The sequence below is a fragment of the Lentimicrobiaceae bacterium genome, from assembly GCA_028697555.1.
Classification (GTDB): domain Bacteria; phylum Bacteroidota; class Bacteroidia; order Bacteroidales; family UBA4417; genus UBA4417.
Window position 1 is genome coordinate 1 of sequence record JAQVEX010000013.1, and the last position, 15,710, is coordinate 15,710.

The following is a 15,710-nucleotide window of genomic DNA, read 5'->3' on the forward strand; positions in this document are numbered from 1 at the left end:
GAAAGGTGTATGGTGTATGGGCTAGTTTCGAGTTTTGAGTTAGGAGTCAGGAGTTTAGAGAGTCAGAACTCTCCGAAACTTTGGGACAGAACTCAGAACTAACACGTACCACGCAACACGTACCCTAAACAAGCCAACGGCTAAGAGCCAATAGCCAACAGCCAAAGGCATTTATCAGACGACAATAAATATTTTTATATTTTAAAAAAACTACGTTTTGTAATTAATAATATAATCAATAGCTCTCTGTGTGTTTACTTTCAGCCCGTCAGACAGGTTTAACCAAAATATTTCAATTCCTTTTTTCTGCATATTTCTGTACCAAGTCATTTGTCTTTTTGAAAACTGATGAATAGCGATTTCTAAACCATTTTTCATCGTTTCAAAATCAATTTCGTTAAGCAAATAAGATGTGATGAATTTGTATTCAAGTCCGTAATATTTCAAATTATCGGGACTAATGCCACTATTGATAAGACTTTCAACTTCTTCAATCATTCCTTCCTTAAGCCGTTTTTCAAGACGCAGGTCTATGTTTTTAATAATATTTTTTCTTTCGTCAGTAATGCCGATAACAGGCGAAGGATAAAGTTTTTGCGGTTTCTCAGAATTATCCGAATTGTTTTCCGCTTTTGCAATTATCAATGCCTTAATAAGTCTGTTGCGGTCTTCCGTATCGGTTGTGTTGTGGAGCGTTTTTAATGATTTTAGCTCTTCAATAAGTTCTGCATCGCTGTAAGCAGCATACTTATCAATATTTTCTTTACTAAAATCGGCTTGAGGCAAATTGTAGTCTAACAAAACCGTATTCAAATACAAACCGCTACCACCGCACAGAATAGGAGTCTTGTTTTTGCTTTTTATTGCATTGTACGCAGCAATAAAATCGTTTTTGTAATTGTAGATATCATATTTTTCGCCAGCATCAACAATATCAATAAGATGTACAGGAATTTTTTCTCCGCAATAATTATAATCGTCGATATCTTTTCCCGTTCCAATGTCCATTCCCCTATAAACCTGACGAGAATCGGCACTAATAATTTCCGTTTTAAAATAATGAGCAATACCGACTGCCAATTTGGTTTTTCCAACGGCAGTAGGACCCAAAACTGTTATTAACGGTATATGCGACAACATTTTGCAAATATGCAAAAAAATACTCAATACTGCATCTTTTATTGATAATAATTAAAATGAAAATGTACCTTTGCATAAATATGGAGGCGATTACAAAATATTTTACAAATCTTAATGCGGTTCAGCTGAAGCAATTTCAGGAGATGAAAGAATTGTACGGCTATTGGAACGAGAGGATTAATTTGATTAGTCGCAAAGATTTCGATTCCTTTTATTTGCATCATGTGTTGCATTCGTTGAGCATTTGTAAAATTATAAGTTTTACCGATAATACAAAAATTATTGATGTCGGCACAGGTGGCGGGTTCCCCGGAATACCTTTGGCTATAATGTTTCCTAATTGCGATTTTGTTTTGGTAGATTCTATTCAAAAGAAAACCAATGCAGTCAAGCAGATAGCTGCCGATTTGAGTTTAAAAAATGTAGAAGTCATAACCGGTAGAATTGAAGAAATGGATATCAAGTCGCATTTTGTTGTAAGTCGTGCCGTTACTCAATTGCCTGTTTTTGTAAAATGGATTAAGGGGAAAATTGTCAGCGAAAATTTTAATGAGCTGAAAAACGGTATTTTGTACCTAAAAGGAGGTGATTTTGAAGACGAAATTAAAAAAATAAAAAATAAAGTTGTGCAATATCCAATTTCCGATTTCTTTGCAGAACCGTATTTTGAGACCAAAAAAATTGTATATATAAAAGCGTAGAATAAAAAACCACAAAACAATGACAAAAAAAGTAATATTATTTTTAATTATAATTATCATTTCGCTAAGTTCCACAAGCTGTCTGACTTGCGAAAAGAAAGAGTACGTTTTTCAGGTTTTAAAGGACAATAAAATACGTCTGACAATCAAATATTTAAATATTTTTTCATCGCTGATTGATTCGGTTCAGGAAATAGACCACGATTACGACGAGTTGATAAACATGTGGTTGGAAGGCGACAAAATTGAAAGAGATTTTCCAAAAGCAAAGAAAGTGAAAAAGCGTTTGTATGTGGAAAAAGGCGAGCTTAACGGCGAGATAACAATGACTTTCGATAACTATCAAGATGCGCGTTTGTACCGATATTTAAACAACGATTTTTTCATGTTCAGCATGTCGTCGGTTAACGACGATGGCGAAAATTTCTTTCAATCAAACGGTGATTTTGGTGGCGATATGATGCCGGTGGTTTTTTGGTCGAAGGAAGAAAAAATACTGAGGCTAGTTACAAAAATTGCAACACCCGACTCAACCTGCGTCAGTATGGCAAGCATGTGGGAAAATAGATACAAAAAGAGGCGAATTTCGGCTCCTTAAACTAGAACGAAAGCCCCAACGAGACGTAAACAGCTGAATGTTTTACGTCCGGAAAAGTATATTTGTTGCCAAGAATGGTGTTTTCTTTTCCTAATGTTTTCACACCGTAGTTGTATCTAAGCGATAGCTCCAGACTTCTACTAACTAACGAAGCTCCAAAAGCCAAACCGTAGTCCAATTCGTTGAGATTAACTTTTTTAAAGTCATCTTTTACCTGAGCTACTATATTGTTGTTATCGCTATTGCTTGTAAGTGATTTTTTATTAATAAGATACGAAAAATACGGTCCGGCATGCACATGGAGAATATCTATAATTGCAATGTCAAGTAAAACAGGCAATTCAATGTAGTCGGTCGATGATGTAGTGTTAATTTCCACATTACCAAATTTCGACATTTCTATTTTCGAGCCTTTTTGAGTGTATAGTAGTTCAGTTTGTAGCGATAAAAGACTAACTACAGGCAAACGCAAATATACTCCTGCGTTGAAGCCATATTTTAAGTTTTCATCATCAATTTTTTCGTCATCCGAAAGGTAACTTGTGATGTTTAAACCGCCTTTTATACCGAATCTTACTTGCGAATTAGCAATCAATGTAGTAGTCGCTAATAATAAAACTAAAGCTATTTTTAAATATTTCATAGTACTCTGTTTTTAAGATTATACATAACTTACATACTTTTTGTGTTAATTTTAGTTAGTAAGTTTGTCCCATATTCGCTTATTTATTAGAAGTAAATTAATTTTATTGTCAGATAAGTTGTTTTATTAGCTTCAACCAAAAACTCGCATTCGTCCATTCGTGGCGACCTTGTAAGCACTTTAGGGTTAGTTGAAAAGCCAAAACCTTCTTTTGGAAGACCTATAACGTTGCTATTCATTTTTCCGTCATTATTTGCGTCGTGAAGTACGGCAATAGCATATTTACCGGGAGTTATATTTTCAAAAACGAATTTAGCCGTATTATCTTTATTTATTTCGGTACAACCTTTTTTGAAAAATAAATTATCATTGTTAAATCTGTTTGGAGAACTCTCGTAGAGAGCGATGAATAGTGAGCCCTTATCATTTTTTAGGTTTGTGAAATTTATTTCTACTTTTCCCAAATTTTGTGATATCAAAAGGGAAGGACAAAAAAACAAAAACACTAATATTGTCAGTATTGAAGATATTTTTGTGTTTATTTTCATAATTCAATTGTTTTTATGGTAAAATTCTGATTAAATATGATACAATAACTATTCCTTATTGTTAGAATAACGAAAATTAATATTTAATTATTATCTTTGTGAGATTAAAAAAAAACAGAGTCATGGAAAAAAAAGATAATAAAAACGTTATTGGTGTTGATATTGGAGGCACCCATATTACAGCTTGTGCAGTTGATGTTAATTCAGACAAAATTTTAAGTAAAACTAAAGTTGAAGCCGATATTGACAACAAAGCCGAAGCTGATGTGATAATAAATAAATGGAGTAGTGTAATTGAGAAGTGTTTTAACAAAACCGAAAATTGCAGCAATATCGTATGCGTTGCTATACCCGGTCCTTTTGATTACGCCAATGGAATAGGTTTGTACGAAGGCAACGACAAATATCCTTTGCTTAAAGATGTTAATATAAAACAAAAGTTGGAGCAGAGTTTAAGTAAATACGATATTGAGGTGCGTTTTGTTAACGATGCGTTGGCATTTGCTATTTCGGAAGCCAATACTGCGGAGGCAAAAGCTATAAGTAAGACTATTGTGCTAACCCTTGGAACAGGTTTCGGTTCGGCGTTTATGGATAATGGTTTGCCTGTATTGGAAGGTGAAACAGTCCCTGAGCACGGCTGTTTGTGGTATATTCCTTTCAAATCTGGTATTGCCGACGATTATTTCTCAACACGTTGGTTCGAAACATCGTACTATCACGTTTCGGGTGTTGAAATTGAAGGTGTTAAAATGTTAAATAATCTTGCACAAAAAGATATTGTGGCTAAGTCGGTATTTGAGAAAATGGGAACTAATTTAGCTGAATTTTTGCATCCGCACATAAAGCAGTTTGGAGCTGAACAAATTATTTTAGGCGGCAATATTGCCAAGGCAAATGAATTGTTTTTGCCGTCTTTTGTTGAGAAATTAAAAGAGTTTGAAATAGAAGTAAAAATTTTAATCACCAAACATTTTCAAGATTCGGCTATTATTGGAGTTACAATGTTGGCTGACGATTCGTACTACGAAAAAATTAAGCCAATGCTGAAAAATATGTAGTTTTGGGGATTGGTGTTTAGTGTTTTTTTACGATTTTACGACTTTAATGTACACTTATTTAGAATTGTTTTACTTTTGTTTAGTTGACAGAATATTAGATATTGTGGGGAAAATTGTAGCATTTCGTTTTAATGTCTTGCAGCAAAATCAACTATTGGCAGAGTAACAGCACAGATAAATTAAATATTAACACTTAAATATTATTGAAATGAAAAAACTGAAAATTATAGCAATTATTTTATTGTCATTTTGTTTTATTACAAAAGTTTATTCACAGAGTAGTATTTCCGTCCATGTAGGACCTTCTTTTCCCCTTTCTGACTTTGGCTTAAGTAAGATGATTGATGAAGATTCTGAAGAAGTCATTACGAATGAGGGTTGTGCTGCAATTGGTTTAAATGGCGGTTTGCAATACGTGTACACATTCTCGAAAATTGGATTAGGCGTATTTGGTGGCGTTGATTTTAACTATAACGGATTACAAAAAAGCAGTAGAAGAGATTTTGAAAGAATATTTGAAGAAGATGGCATTGATGATATCAAAATAGAATACTTTAAGTACGTCAATGTCCCAATAAGTGTCGGTTTGAATTATACTTATGAAGGTGATGGTATGATTGGAGTGTTTGCCAATGCGGGTGTAGCTCTTAACTTATTAAAAATGACCAACATGAAATTAAGTTCCGAAGTTGAAGAGGAAGCTTTAAAAGTTAAGATGGACTTAGCTAGCAATTTAGGATTTAAAGCTGGTGCCGGTATTTTATTCGCTAAAAAGTATTTCGTTTCTATCGATTACTATGGCTTAGGAAAACACGAGATTGACGGTGAAATCAAAGAAATGGAACGGGTGGATTTGATAGTAGGTTTTGATATTGAACGCAAAGTAGATTTGCTTACAGTGTCATTGGGAATTAGGTTCTAAAAACCAAGCTCAAAGCGAGCTTTTGCATAAGATCGTTAATAAGGATTACGAAGTTTTAGCTATGTTGCACACTAGCTTGAATTAAAACCTTGTTCAAAAATATAATGTGCGAGTGTGGTATTTTTTGTTTAAAATATTATACCTTTGCTATGTAGATTATTTGTTATATTGATAGTTAAGTGTAAGACAAATTATTTTTACAATGAATTTTGACACTATATTAAATTCAATAATTACAGCAACATCAATTTTAGTGGCTGTTGGGTTTCCTTTTATTATACTTATTACTACAAATCATAAGAGCCGTAAAGAAAGATTACTCATTGAAATAAAAACTTATTATCCAAGATTAAATGCTTTTAGAGAGTTAATTTCTAAAGTGTCAGCAACAGGAATTGTTGATAATTATGATAGGTTAAAACAAAAAGCAAAAAAGGAAGAGGGAAAGAAAGAAATTGAAAAAAAAGAATCGTATGGTTTTTATAGAGCAATTGACTATATTTCAAAAGAATATAGTAAAGATTGTCTAAGTGAATCTATTCACTATAGAATATTCAATTTTGAAGAGATACAAAAATATCATTCATATGCAAATACAATATGGTATGATATTAACTGCCGAACAGACATTGTTAAAGAATTGAATACTTCTCAATTTTCCCAAATGTCGCCATTTGAGAGAGGAAGAATGCAAGAGATAATATTGTCAATAAATCCAAAATATAAAGATGATGAAATTACAATTGGATTAATAGCTAAGGTTGCTGGAGATATAGAAATGGAAGTAATTTATCCGCTTTTATATTTGACACAAAAATATGAAGAACCAATACCACCATTAGTAAAAAAGCTCTTTTTTACTTTATCTTCATCATTACTCGTCGGTGTGATAATTCCTTTGTTTATGATGCAATATATGTATTTAATGAAGTTATGGATGTTAATTAGCATAGTGTCTTTAATTACTATCTTTTATTCTTTGATAGTTATTTTTACGGGTAAGTACATTTGGAGAAATGGAAAGAATTAATATTGCTTTAAAAACACAAAAAATGAAAAAAATATTTATACTCAGTTTAATTATTAGCTTTTTAGTTCCAAGCTTAAAATCTCAAGTTCGTATAAAAATGCAAAGAGAAGGAGGGGTTTATACAATGCCATGCACAGTCAATGGATTGAAATTGCGTTTTATTTTTGACACAGGTGCCAGTAATGTTTCATTATCTCTTTCGGAGGCAATATTTATGTTAAAAAATGGGTACTTGGAAGAAAGTGATTTACACGGATCATCATTATCTCAAATTGCAAATGGAGATATTATAGAAAACACAACAGTTAATTTAAAAGAAATCGAAATAGGAGGAATAAAAATTTATAATGTTGAGGCAGCAATAATACATAATCTTTCCGCACCACTTTTACTTGGGCAATCTGCTATAAATAAATTAGGAAAAATACAACTTGATGGAGACGAGTTATTAATTATAGATAGCGATATTGTACCCGATAATTATAAATGCGAACTTGCTTCATCGTTAATTGAAGCAGCAAAAAAACATTATTATGATGATTTATATGCTTTAGCAGCACATACTTACGTAAAAGCTTATAATTTGTGTCCTAGTGTATTTTCGGAACCTGATATATGCTTCATGGGGCAGTCTTATTATGAAATGGAAGATTATGAAAACTCAATAAAATTTCTAAGTATGTGGCTTGAGCTTACCCAGGATGATGATGTATATCAGTATTTTCCTATTATGACAATAGCTAAATCGTATATGGTATTGGAAAATTATACAAAAGCGGAAATTTTTTATGAAAAAGCTTTTTCAATTGCTAGGGATGATCTTGACAGAAAAATGGGTTGTTTTGGTTTAGGTATTTTATACTATAAAAAAAAGTCATATTATAAATCAATAGATCATTTCAATGAAAGCCTTGATTATTACCTTAGATATAAAAATATTAATGATTTTGGTGAAGTACTTAGGAAAGCATATAAGGGTGAATTTGTAGATAAGCAAATCGGAGAAATTCTTTATAATATTGCCATGAATAATTTAAAACTAGGCGAAATTGATAAAGCTGAGGAGCTTTTGTATGATGCAGGACGTTTTGGTCATTCTGAAGCAAAGAATTTATGTAAAAAATACGGAATAAGTTTTAAACTTGTAGAATAACAGGGTGCTAACCAAAATAGGATATACAAATAAAAATGGAGAATAAAAAAAAGCTCACAATCCTATACTGTATAGGTGGTTGGATGTGCATAATGTTTATTTCCAAGTATTTTACGCAAAATCCATTTGAACCCAAATACAGCAACCTCCTAAAAATTCGGCTTCAAAGCGTACTTCAAGTAGTATTGTTCAATTTTGTTTACTGCTGTTTCGGCGTCGTCAACAAGTTCGTAAATATCTATATCTTTTTGGCTTACAGTGCCTTTTTCAAGCAATACTTCGTTAATCCAATCAACAAGACCGCCCCAGTAGCTTTTTCCAACTAAAATAATAGGGAATTTTACCATTTTGTGAGTTTGGATAAGAGTAATAGCTTCGAAAAGCTCGTCAAGTGTGCCGAAACCTCCTGGCAATACAATATACCCTTGAGAATATTTTGTAAAAATCAGCTTTCTGACAAAGAAATAATCGAAATTCAGAAGTTTATCGTTGTCAATAAAGGGGTTACCGCCTTGTTCGTGGGGCAGATTTATAGTAAGTCCGACAGACTTGCCACCGCCGAAGTGTGCTCCTTTGTTTGCAGCTTCCATTATTCCGGGTCCACCACCTGAAATAATTCCAAATCCTCTTTTGGTCAGAAGGTAAGCAATTTCTTCAGCAAGTTTGTAATATTGATTGTCGGGTTTTAGGCGCGCCGACCCAAAAATAGAAACGCAAGGACCTATGCGAGCCATTTTTTCAAATCCTTCAACCAATTCGGACATTATTTTAAACACCGACCACGAGTCAGTCGATTTTATCTCCGTCCAATCTTTAGGAGTTATAGCATCTATAATTCTTTCGTCTTCCGTTTTAAATGTTTTTGAATCGCTCATAATAAAAATATTAGTTTATTTGACAATGTACGGCTTTAAGTATTTTGCCGTGTAATTATTTTTAACTTTAATAATTTCTTCGGGTGTTCCTTGTGCAGTAATGGTTCCGCCATTGTTGCCGCCTTCGGGACCCAAATCTATAATGTAGTCGGCTATTTTAACAACATCAAGGTTGTGCTCAATAACAACGACCGTATTTCCTTTATCGACTAACTTTTGCAATACATTAAGCAATATTTTAATATCTGCGAAATGCAGACCGGTTGTCGGTTCATCTAGCAAATATAAGGTGTTTCCGGTATCTTTTTTACCCAACTCGGTTGCTAGTTTAATACGCTGAGCTTCGCCACCCGAAATAGTAGTTGAAGGTTGCCCTAAAGTAACGTAACCCAAACCTACATCATTAATTACTTTTATTTTTGAATAAATATGTGGAATGTTTTCGAAGAAAGAGCAGGCATCTTCAACCGTCATCTTTAGCACGTCGTTTATGGATTTGCCTTTATATCTGATTTCGAGAGTTTGCTTGTTGTATCGTTTTCCGTTGCAGGTTTCGCAATTGACGTGTACATCGGGCAGGAAGTTCATTTCAATAGTTTTTACACCTGCACCCGAACAGGTTTCGCATCTGCCACCTCTGACGTTAAAAGAAAATCTGCCGGGCTTGTATCCTCTAATTTTAGCTTCTGGAGTTTCGGCATACAGTTTTCTGATATCGTCAAAAACGCCGGTGTAAGTAGCCAAATTTGAGCGTGGAGTGCGTCCTATAGGCGATTGATCGACTTTGATTACTTTATTAATGTTTTTAACTCCTTCAATCGACTTGTAAGGCAATGGCTGTCTTATTGAACGATGCAATGTTTTACTTAAAATTGGATGCAAAGTATCGTTAATAAGTGTTGATTTTCCGCTACCCGAAACTCCCGTAACGCAGATAAATACACCCAAGGGAAGAGTCAGAGTAATATCTTTTAAATTGTTTCCGTTTGCTCCTTTAATCACAATTTTATCTTCTCCAATTTTTCTTCTTTTTTTAGGGACGGGTATTTCTTCCGTACCTTTCAAGTATTTTCCGGTGATTGAATTACTGTTTTCTATATCGCTGATGTTTCCTTTTGCTACAATTTTACCGCCGTGGGTTCCGCCTCCGGGACCTATATCCAAAATAAAATCGGCGGCTCTCATCATTTCTTCGTCGTGTTCAACAACAATTACCGAGTTGCCTGCATCTCGCAGTTGTTTTAATGAATTTATAAGTTTAATATTATCACGCTGATGCAGCCCTATGCTGGGTTCGTCTAAAATGTACATGACGCCAATCAGTTTAGAGCCGATTTGACTTGCCAACCTAATTCTTTGAGTTTCGCCGCCTGAAAGACTGTGTGCCGGACGGTTTAAGGTCAGATAATCAATCCCTAAATCAAGCAAAAATTGTATACGTTTTTCTATTTCGCCTATGATTTCGTTTGCTATGAGCAATTTCTTTTCGGACAAGTTGTTACGCAAGTCGGCAAACCAATCGCGCAGCGTTAAAACGTCCATTTCCGATATTTCCGAAATATTCTTATCGTTTATTTTAAACAAAAGACTGTCGGGTTTGAGCCGTGTGCCGTTACATACAGGACATTTTATTGTGTTGGTAAATTTTTCAGCCCAACTTTTCATCTTTAGCGATGTGGTTTCTTCAACCTGATTGTTGATGTAATACGCAATGCCCTTAAAATTAAGCTGATACGAACTTGTTATACCCAAATAGGCATTGTGTTCTTTGATGATTTCGTCGGTGCCGAACAAAATCTTATCGATTATTTCGGGCGGGATTTGTTTTATTTTTTTGTCAATACTGAGATTGTATTTATCTAAAATAAGTTCAATTTGTTTAAAAATCCATGAGTTTTTATATTTGCCAATGGGCGATATTCCACCGTTTCTGATGCTTAACTCGTCGTCGGGGATTACCTTTTTTATATCAACATCTACTATATAACCAATACCTTTGCAGTTGGGGCAGTAGCCGTACGGAGTATTAAACGAAAATAAATTCGGCTCAGGATTTTGGTATGATAAGCCACTTTCAGTGTCAATAAGGTTTAGACTGTAAAATTGGGCTTTATTTGTTTCGGTTTCGATAATCAAAATGCTATTGTCTCCCATTTCCAAAGCCGTATTTATCGACCTTGTCAATCTTCTTTCCGTTTGTTCAGAAACTGTCAGATTGTCGATTTCAATTTCTATGTTGTGCGTAACGTATCTGTCAAGCTGCATTCCTTGTATTAAATCGACAATTTCGCCGTCAATTCTGGCTTTAAGGTAACCTTTTCGTCTCGACTGCTCCAACTGCTCTCTGTAATGTCCTTTCCTGCCTGTAACAATTGGAGCAAGGATTTTAATGTTTTTGTCGAAATAAGTCTCAGAAATTAAGTCAATGATTTGACTACTAGTATATTTGACAAGTTTATTTCCGGTTGTAGGCGAGTAGGCATCGGCGATACGCGAATATAAAAGACGAATAAAATCGTAAATTTCGGTAATTGTACCAACGGTTGAACGCGGATTTTTATGCGTTGTTTTTTGCTCAATTGCAATAACCGGACTAAGTCCTCTAATGCTGTCAATATCCGGTCGTTCCATAGAACCAATATATTGTCGCGAGTAAGCCGAAAATGTTTCCAAGTAACGTCTTTGTCCTTCGGCATAAATAGTATCAAAAGCTAAGGACGATTTTCCGCTTCCGCTCAAACCCGTGAACACAACCAACTTGTTTAAAGGAATTTCTACGTCAATATTTTTTAGGTTATGGACTTTTACTCCTTTAATTTCAAGATTTTTTATTGCCTTAGAATTTTCTTTTATGCCTTCGGATCTCATTAATTACAAATTTTTTAGTACTGTCATTCGTTGAAAATTTCATCAGGATTTTCAGTTTCTAATAAAAGTGTGTCGTAGTTGAAATATTCTTTCTTTGGCAATAAAATATTATACGATAATTTTTCGGGATTGTCCATTTTGGTCGAACGAATCCAAGGGTTTAGCTCTTTAAGTATAAGATAATTGGTATTATGTTCTTTTGCAAAATTTATCCAATTAGAAATCGACGAATCTACCGAAACCTGATAAGTAGGGTAGTCGGGGTATAGGTCAACGTTTCGCAAGTAAAATCCGAAGTTGGTAGGCGAGTTGTAGATAAATTTTATAGCGATAATTCTGTACAAATACCTCATAGTTTCTTCGGGCAATACCATGTTGTAGTAGTCGTTGGTGCCTTGTCTTTCCATCTCTTTCAAAATACGGTTTTCGCCGGCATTAAAAGAAGCAGCAACCAAAGTCCAAGAGCCTAACATATTGTAATGCGATTTAAGCATTCTGCAGGCAGCATTTGTAGCTTTAACAAGGTCGTAGCGTTCGTCAACTTGGTCATCAACTCGCAATCCGTAGCGACGGGCTGTTGCGGGCATAAATTGCCAAAACCCTGCTGCACCGCGTGGCGAAACATCGTATTTAAAACCGCTTTCTATCATTGCAATGTACTTAATATCGTCGGGGACATTGTTTTGCTTTAATATAGGTTCGATGATTTTAAAATATTTCCGCGATTTTTTGAGCAAAAGCAGGGTAGAAGAGTGCCAATAAGTATTTACCGACATTTCTCTGTCTAAGCGTTCTCTGACGTGATAAATTCCTAATGGTAACTCTTCGTCGCAAAATTCGGCTGTCGACGGCAATACTATTCCATAGACTTTATTGCTATGCATAAAAGCCTTGTGATAGTCTTTGTCGGAATCGGTTTTTCGAAGTTTGTAACTGCTGTAAAAACCTTGTAGCGAAGCTGCGACTAACAAAATCAATATTATTAATATCCTTTTTTGCACTATTTGTTATTTGTTTTAAAATATTTCTGCCTGTTTAAGAGTAACGGCTTGCTTATCTTTTTCAGATATAATAAAGTCACCGTCGCTTTTTTTGAATTTATCCCAAGTAATATTTATATCCGGATCGTTCCAAATAATAGCTCTTTCCGATTCTTTGTTGTAGTAGTTTGTACATTTGTAGCAAAATACGGTGTTATCCGCAAGAGATAAAAAAGCGTGAGCAAATCCCGCAGGAATCCAAAGTTGATGTTTGTTGTCTTCAGTAAGTTCGAAAGCTACCCACTTTAAAAATGTAGGCGAATTTCGACGAATATCAACAGCAACATCTACAACAGCACCTTTTAATACTCTAACCAACTTGCCTTGTGCGTAGGGGTTAAGCTGATAGTGCAAACCGCGTATTACGTTAGCTTTCGACATAGATTCGTTGTCCTGAACAAAATCGGCATTGCAAACCAACTCTTTAAACTTTTTATCCTGAAACGACTCAAAAAAATATCCTCTATCGTCTCTGAAAATAGTCGGTTTTATAAGTTTTACTTCGGGTATGTCTGACGAAATTATCTCCATAAACTATAGATGTATTGCTTTGTTATACGCATTTTCAATAGCTTCAACAATTCCCTCGTTTATTGTTGGGTGCGGATGCACGGCTTTAACAATATCGTGAGCTGTAAGATTGTTTTCTATAGCTAAAACCATTTCGGCTATAAGTTCTGTAACATTGTAGCCAACAAGGTGTGCACCAAGCAATTTATCGGTTTTTTCGTCGATGACAACTTTTACCATACCGTCTCTAACTCCTACTGCTGTTGCTTTACCCGATGCAGTAAATGGAAATTTACCAACTCTCACACTATAACCTTGTTCAATGGCTTTTTTCTCCGAAAGTCCGGTTGATGAAACTTCGGGAATTGTGTAAATACAGCCTGGTATGTTGTTGTAATTTACAGGATTAACTTCTTGTTTTGCAATGTAATTAACACAAGCCAAGGCTTCGGCTGATGAAATGTGAGCCAATGCAGGTCCCGGAATTACGTCGCCTATGGCGTAAATGCCATCAACATTGGTTTTGTAGTTTTTATCGACAATTATTCTACCTTTTTCTACGTTTATTCCTAATTCTTCCAAACCGATATTTTCAATATTGGCACTTATACCAACAGCCGATAGAACTATGTCGCATTCAACTTGTTCGTCGCCTTTTGCGGTTTTTATGGTAACGTTGCATTTGTTGTTTTCGTTGATATCAACACTTTCGACAGTTGCAGAAGTCATAACTTTAATTTTCGACCTCTTGAAGTTTCGTTCAAGAATCCTAGCAATTTCTTCATCTTCGGTAGGCACTATTTGTGGCATAAACTCGACAAGCGTAACCTTGACGCCTATGGTGCTGAAAAAATACGCAAATTCGCTTCCAATGGCTCCAGAGCCGACAACAACCATACTTTCGGGCTTTTCTTTAAGAACAAGAGCCTCGCGATAGCCTATAATTTTTTTACCGTCTTGTTTTAGGTTAGGTAGCTCTCTAGACCTTGCTCCAGTAGCAATGATGATGTTTTCGGCTTCTATTGTTGTGGTCTCGCCGGTATTTAGTTTTACTTCAACAGAAGAATTGGTTTTGAGTTTTGCAAAACCTTCGTAAATGTCAATTTTATTTTTATCTAACAGAAATTTAACGCCTTTGCTCATGGTTGAAGAAACATCACGACTTCTGTTTACCATTTTCTCCAAATTTGCAACCGGCTGAGTTTCAATGTCAACTCCGTAGTTGCCGGCATTTGCAGAGTCTTTATAGACTTGTGCACATTTCAAAAGGGCTTTTGTGGGAATGCAACCCCAATTAAGGCAAATTCCGCCTAATTCGCTTTTTTCAACTACTGCGGTTTTAAGTCCAAGTTGTGCCGAACGTATGGCAGCAACGTAACCGCCGGGTCCACTTCCAATTACTAGTATATCGTATTTCATAATTATTACTTTTTTATGTTATTTATAAATAAATTCTTCATCATCATATCTTATGCTTAGTTTATTGCCTTCATCTTTGTTAGTTTCGCAATAGCCTATAATTTTGGCATCTATATTAAATTGCTTTGCAATAGAAATAATATTATTGGCAGCAACCAACGAATGTGTATAAATTTCCATTCTGTGTCCCATGTTAAAGACTTTAAACATTTCGTAAAGCGGAGTGCCGGATTCTTGCCTGATTAGCTCAAAAAGTGGCGGTATTTCGAATAAATTATCCTTAACAACGTGAATGTTTTCGACAAATTTTAAAACCTTAGTTTGAGCTCCACCGGTGCAATGTATTATTCCATTGATGTCGGAGAAGTTTTCGGCAAAAATCGCTTTCATAACAGGAGTGTAGGTTCTGGTTGGCGAAAGTATCATTTTACCAACATTAACGCCGTCAATGCTTGTGCTGTCGTTTATAAGTTTTGAACCGCAGTAAACCAAATTTTCGGCTATGCTATTATCGTAACTTTCGGGATATTTTTTTGCGTAATAATTGCTAAGCACGTCGTGGCGAGCAGAAGTCAGTCCGTTGCTACCCATGCCTCCGTTGTATTCGTCTTCGTAATTAGCCTGACCGAAAGATGCAAGACCGACAATAATATCGCCGTGTTGTATGTTGTTTTCAATAATTTGATTTCGTTTTACGCGTGCCGTAACGGTACTATCAACTATTACAGTTCTGACAAGGTCGCCGACATCGGCTGTTTCGCCACCGGTTGAATAAATATTTATTCCCAGACTTCTCAATTTTTCTAAAAATTCTTCGGTTCCGTTTATTATTTCGGAAATAACTTCGCCCGGGATAAGATATTTGTTTCTGCCTATGGTTGACGAAAGCAATATATTATCGGTAACGCCTACGCATAAAAGGTCGTCGATGTTCATAACAACTGCATCTTGAGCAATGCCTTTCCACACCGACAAATCGTTGTTTTCTTTCCAATAAATATAAGCCAAACTCGATTTGGTTCCGGCTCCGTCGGCGTGCATAATGTTGCAATATTCGGGGTCGTTGCCCAAATAGTCGGGGACAATTTTGCAGAAGGCATTTTCGTAAAGTCCCTTATCTATATTTTTTATTGCATTATGAACATCAGTTTTGCTTGATGAAACACCGCGTAAGTCATATTTATTGGTTTCCATTATCTTTT

At 35.1% G+C, this 15,710-nt stretch carries 15 protein-coding genes; 6 read left to right on the top strand and 9 right to left on the bottom strand.

Going from position 1 to position 15,710, the window contains the following annotated elements:
* Positions 1-210 precede the first annotated feature (210 nt).
* On the bottom strand, positions 211-1,167 hold the full coding sequence (miaA, locus tag PHP31_03100; GenBank protein MDD3738261.1) for a tRNA (adenosine(37)-N6)-dimethylallyltransferase MiaA: 957 nt from the start codon (positions 1,165-1,167) through the stop codon (positions 211-213).
* A gap of 53 nt (positions 1,168-1,220) precedes the next feature.
* On the opposite strand from miaA, the gene rsmG reads away from it, so the two are divergent.
* A complete protein-coding gene (gene rsmG, locus PHP31_03105) occupies positions 1,221-1,841 on the top strand; it encodes a 16S rRNA (guanine(527)-N(7))-methyltransferase RsmG (GenBank protein ID MDD3738262.1) in 621 nt (206 codons plus the stop codon).
* A gap of 19 nt (positions 1,842-1,860) precedes the next feature.
* Positions 1,861-2,439: a hypothetical protein gene (locus PHP31_03110; GenBank protein ID MDD3738263.1), complete on the top strand. Its 579-nt coding sequence runs from the start codon at positions 1,861-1,863 to the stop codon at positions 2,437-2,439.
* Between the two features lies 1 nt (position 2,440).
* On the opposite strand, the gene PHP31_03115 is transcribed toward PHP31_03110, so the two are convergent.
* Together PHP31_03115 and PHP31_03120 are read right to left on the bottom strand one after the other, a co-directional pair.
* Positions 2,441-3,082, bottom strand: a complete 642-nt coding sequence (locus PHP31_03115; GenBank protein ID MDD3738264.1) for a porin family protein — start codon at positions 3,080-3,082, stop codon at positions 2,441-2,443.
* Positions 3,083-3,168: 86 nt separating this feature from the next.
* Positions 3,169-3,630 carry a DUF2141 domain-containing protein gene (locus tag PHP31_03120; protein MDD3738265.1) on the bottom strand — a complete coding sequence of 154 codons (462 nt, stop codon included), beginning with the start codon at positions 3,628-3,630 and terminating at the stop codon, positions 3,169-3,171.
* A 122-nt stretch (positions 3,631-3,752) separates the two neighbouring features.
* Between PHP31_03120 and PHP31_03125 the strand changes: the two genes are divergently transcribed.
* The 4 genes from PHP31_03125 (at position 3,753) to PHP31_03140 (ending at position 7,796) form a co-directional block, all read left to right on the top strand.
* A complete protein-coding gene (locus tag PHP31_03125) occupies positions 3,753-4,691 on the top strand; it encodes an ROK family protein (protein ID MDD3738266.1) in 939 nt (312 codons plus the stop codon).
* A 208-nt stretch (positions 4,692-4,899) separates the two neighbouring features.
* On the top strand, positions 4,900-5,613 hold the full coding sequence (locus PHP31_03130; protein MDD3738267.1) for a hypothetical protein: 714 nt from the start codon (positions 4,900-4,902) through the stop codon (positions 5,611-5,613).
* A gap of 202 nt (positions 5,614-5,815) precedes the next feature.
* Complete coding sequence (locus PHP31_03135) at positions 5,816-6,643, top strand: hypothetical protein (protein ID MDD3738268.1); 828 nt, start codon at positions 5,816-5,818, stop codon at positions 6,641-6,643.
* Positions 6,630-7,796, top strand: coding sequence for a retropepsin-like aspartic protease (locus tag PHP31_03140; GenBank protein ID MDD3738269.1), 1,167 nt, complete (start codon positions 6,630-6,632; stop codon positions 7,794-7,796). Before PHP31_03135 ends, PHP31_03140 begins: the two co-directional genes overlap by 14 nt.
* A 149-nt stretch (positions 7,797-7,945) precedes the next feature.
* On the opposite strand, the gene PHP31_03145 is transcribed toward PHP31_03140, so the two are convergent.
* Genes PHP31_03145 through PHP31_03170 form a run of 6 tightly spaced genes read right to left on the bottom strand, consistent with a single transcriptional unit; the run spans position 7,946 to position 15,702 of the window.
* Positions 7,946-8,671: a TIGR00730 family Rossman fold protein gene (locus PHP31_03145; protein MDD3738270.1), complete on the bottom strand. Its 726-nt coding sequence runs from the start codon at positions 8,669-8,671 to the stop codon at positions 7,946-7,948.
* Between the two features lie 15 nt (positions 8,672-8,686).
* Positions 8,687-11,539 carry an excinuclease ABC subunit UvrA gene (uvrA, locus tag PHP31_03150; GenBank protein ID MDD3738271.1) on the bottom strand — a complete coding sequence of 951 codons (2,853 nt, stop codon included), beginning with the start codon at positions 11,537-11,539 and terminating at the stop codon, positions 8,687-8,689.
* A gap of 23 nt (positions 11,540-11,562) precedes the next feature.
* A complete protein-coding gene (locus tag PHP31_03155; protein ID MDD3738272.1) occupies positions 11,563-12,540 on the bottom strand; it encodes a lytic transglycosylase domain-containing protein in 978 nt (325 codons plus the stop codon).
* Between the two features lie 15 nt (positions 12,541-12,555).
* Positions 12,556-13,110: a dTDP-4-dehydrorhamnose 3,5-epimerase gene (rfbC, locus tag PHP31_03160; GenBank protein MDD3738273.1), complete on the bottom strand. Its 555-nt coding sequence runs from the start codon at positions 13,108-13,110 to the stop codon at positions 12,556-12,558.
* A 3-nt stretch (positions 13,111-13,113) separates the two neighbouring features.
* On the bottom strand, positions 13,114-14,508 hold the full coding sequence (gene lpdA, locus PHP31_03165) for a dihydrolipoyl dehydrogenase (GenBank protein ID MDD3738274.1): 1,395 nt from the start codon (positions 14,506-14,508) through the stop codon (positions 13,114-13,116).
* 18 nt (positions 14,509-14,526) lie between these two features.
* Complete coding sequence (locus PHP31_03170) at positions 14,527-15,702, bottom strand: phosphoribosylformylglycinamidine cyclo-ligase (protein MDD3738275.1); 1,176 nt, start codon at positions 15,700-15,702, stop codon at positions 14,527-14,529.
* Between the last annotated feature and the right edge of the window lie 8 nt (positions 15,703-15,710).

Excerpts from the sequence above, each read along its gene's own strand:
- rsmG (MDD3738262.1), top strand. The coding sequence starts at position 1,221 with ATGGAGGCGATTACAAAATATTTTACAAATCTTAATGCGGTTCAGCTG.
- PHP31_03110 (MDD3738263.1), top strand. The coding sequence starts at position 1,861 with ATGACAAAAAAAGTAATATTATTTTTAATTATAATTATCATTTCGCTA.
- PHP31_03115 (MDD3738264.1), bottom strand. The coding sequence starts at position 3,082 with ATGAAATATTTAAAAATAGCTTTAGTTTTATTATTAGCGACTACTACA.
- PHP31_03120 (MDD3738265.1), bottom strand. The coding sequence starts at position 3,630 with ATGAAAATAAACACAAAAATATCTTCAATACTGACAATATTAGTGTTT.
- PHP31_03125 (MDD3738266.1), top strand. The coding sequence starts at position 3,753 with ATGGAAAAAAAAGATAATAAAAACGTTATTGGTGTTGATATTGGAGGC.
- PHP31_03130 (MDD3738267.1), top strand. The coding sequence starts at position 4,900 with ATGAAAAAACTGAAAATTATAGCAATTATTTTATTGTCATTTTGTTTT.
- PHP31_03135 (MDD3738268.1), top strand. The coding sequence starts at position 5,816 with ATGAATTTTGACACTATATTAAATTCAATAATTACAGCAACATCAATT.
- PHP31_03140 (MDD3738269.1), top strand. The coding sequence starts at position 6,630 with ATGGAAAGAATTAATATTGCTTTAAAAACACAAAAAATGAAAAAAATA.
- PHP31_03145 (MDD3738270.1), bottom strand. The coding sequence starts at position 8,671 with ATGAGCGATTCAAAAACATTTAAAACGGAAGACGAAAGAATTATAGAT.
- uvrA (MDD3738271.1), bottom strand. The coding sequence starts at position 11,539 with ATGAGATCCGAAGGCATAAAAGAAAATTCTAAGGCAATAAAAAATCTT.
- rfbC (MDD3738273.1), bottom strand. The coding sequence starts at position 13,110 with ATGGAGATAATTTCGTCAGACATACCCGAAGTAAAACTTATAAAACCG.
- lpdA (MDD3738274.1), bottom strand. The coding sequence starts at position 14,508 with ATGAAATACGATATACTAGTAATTGGAAGTGGACCCGGCGGTTACGTT.
- PHP31_03170 (MDD3738275.1), bottom strand. The coding sequence starts at position 15,702 with ATGGAAACCAATAAATATGACTTACGCGGTGTTTCATCAAGCAAAACT.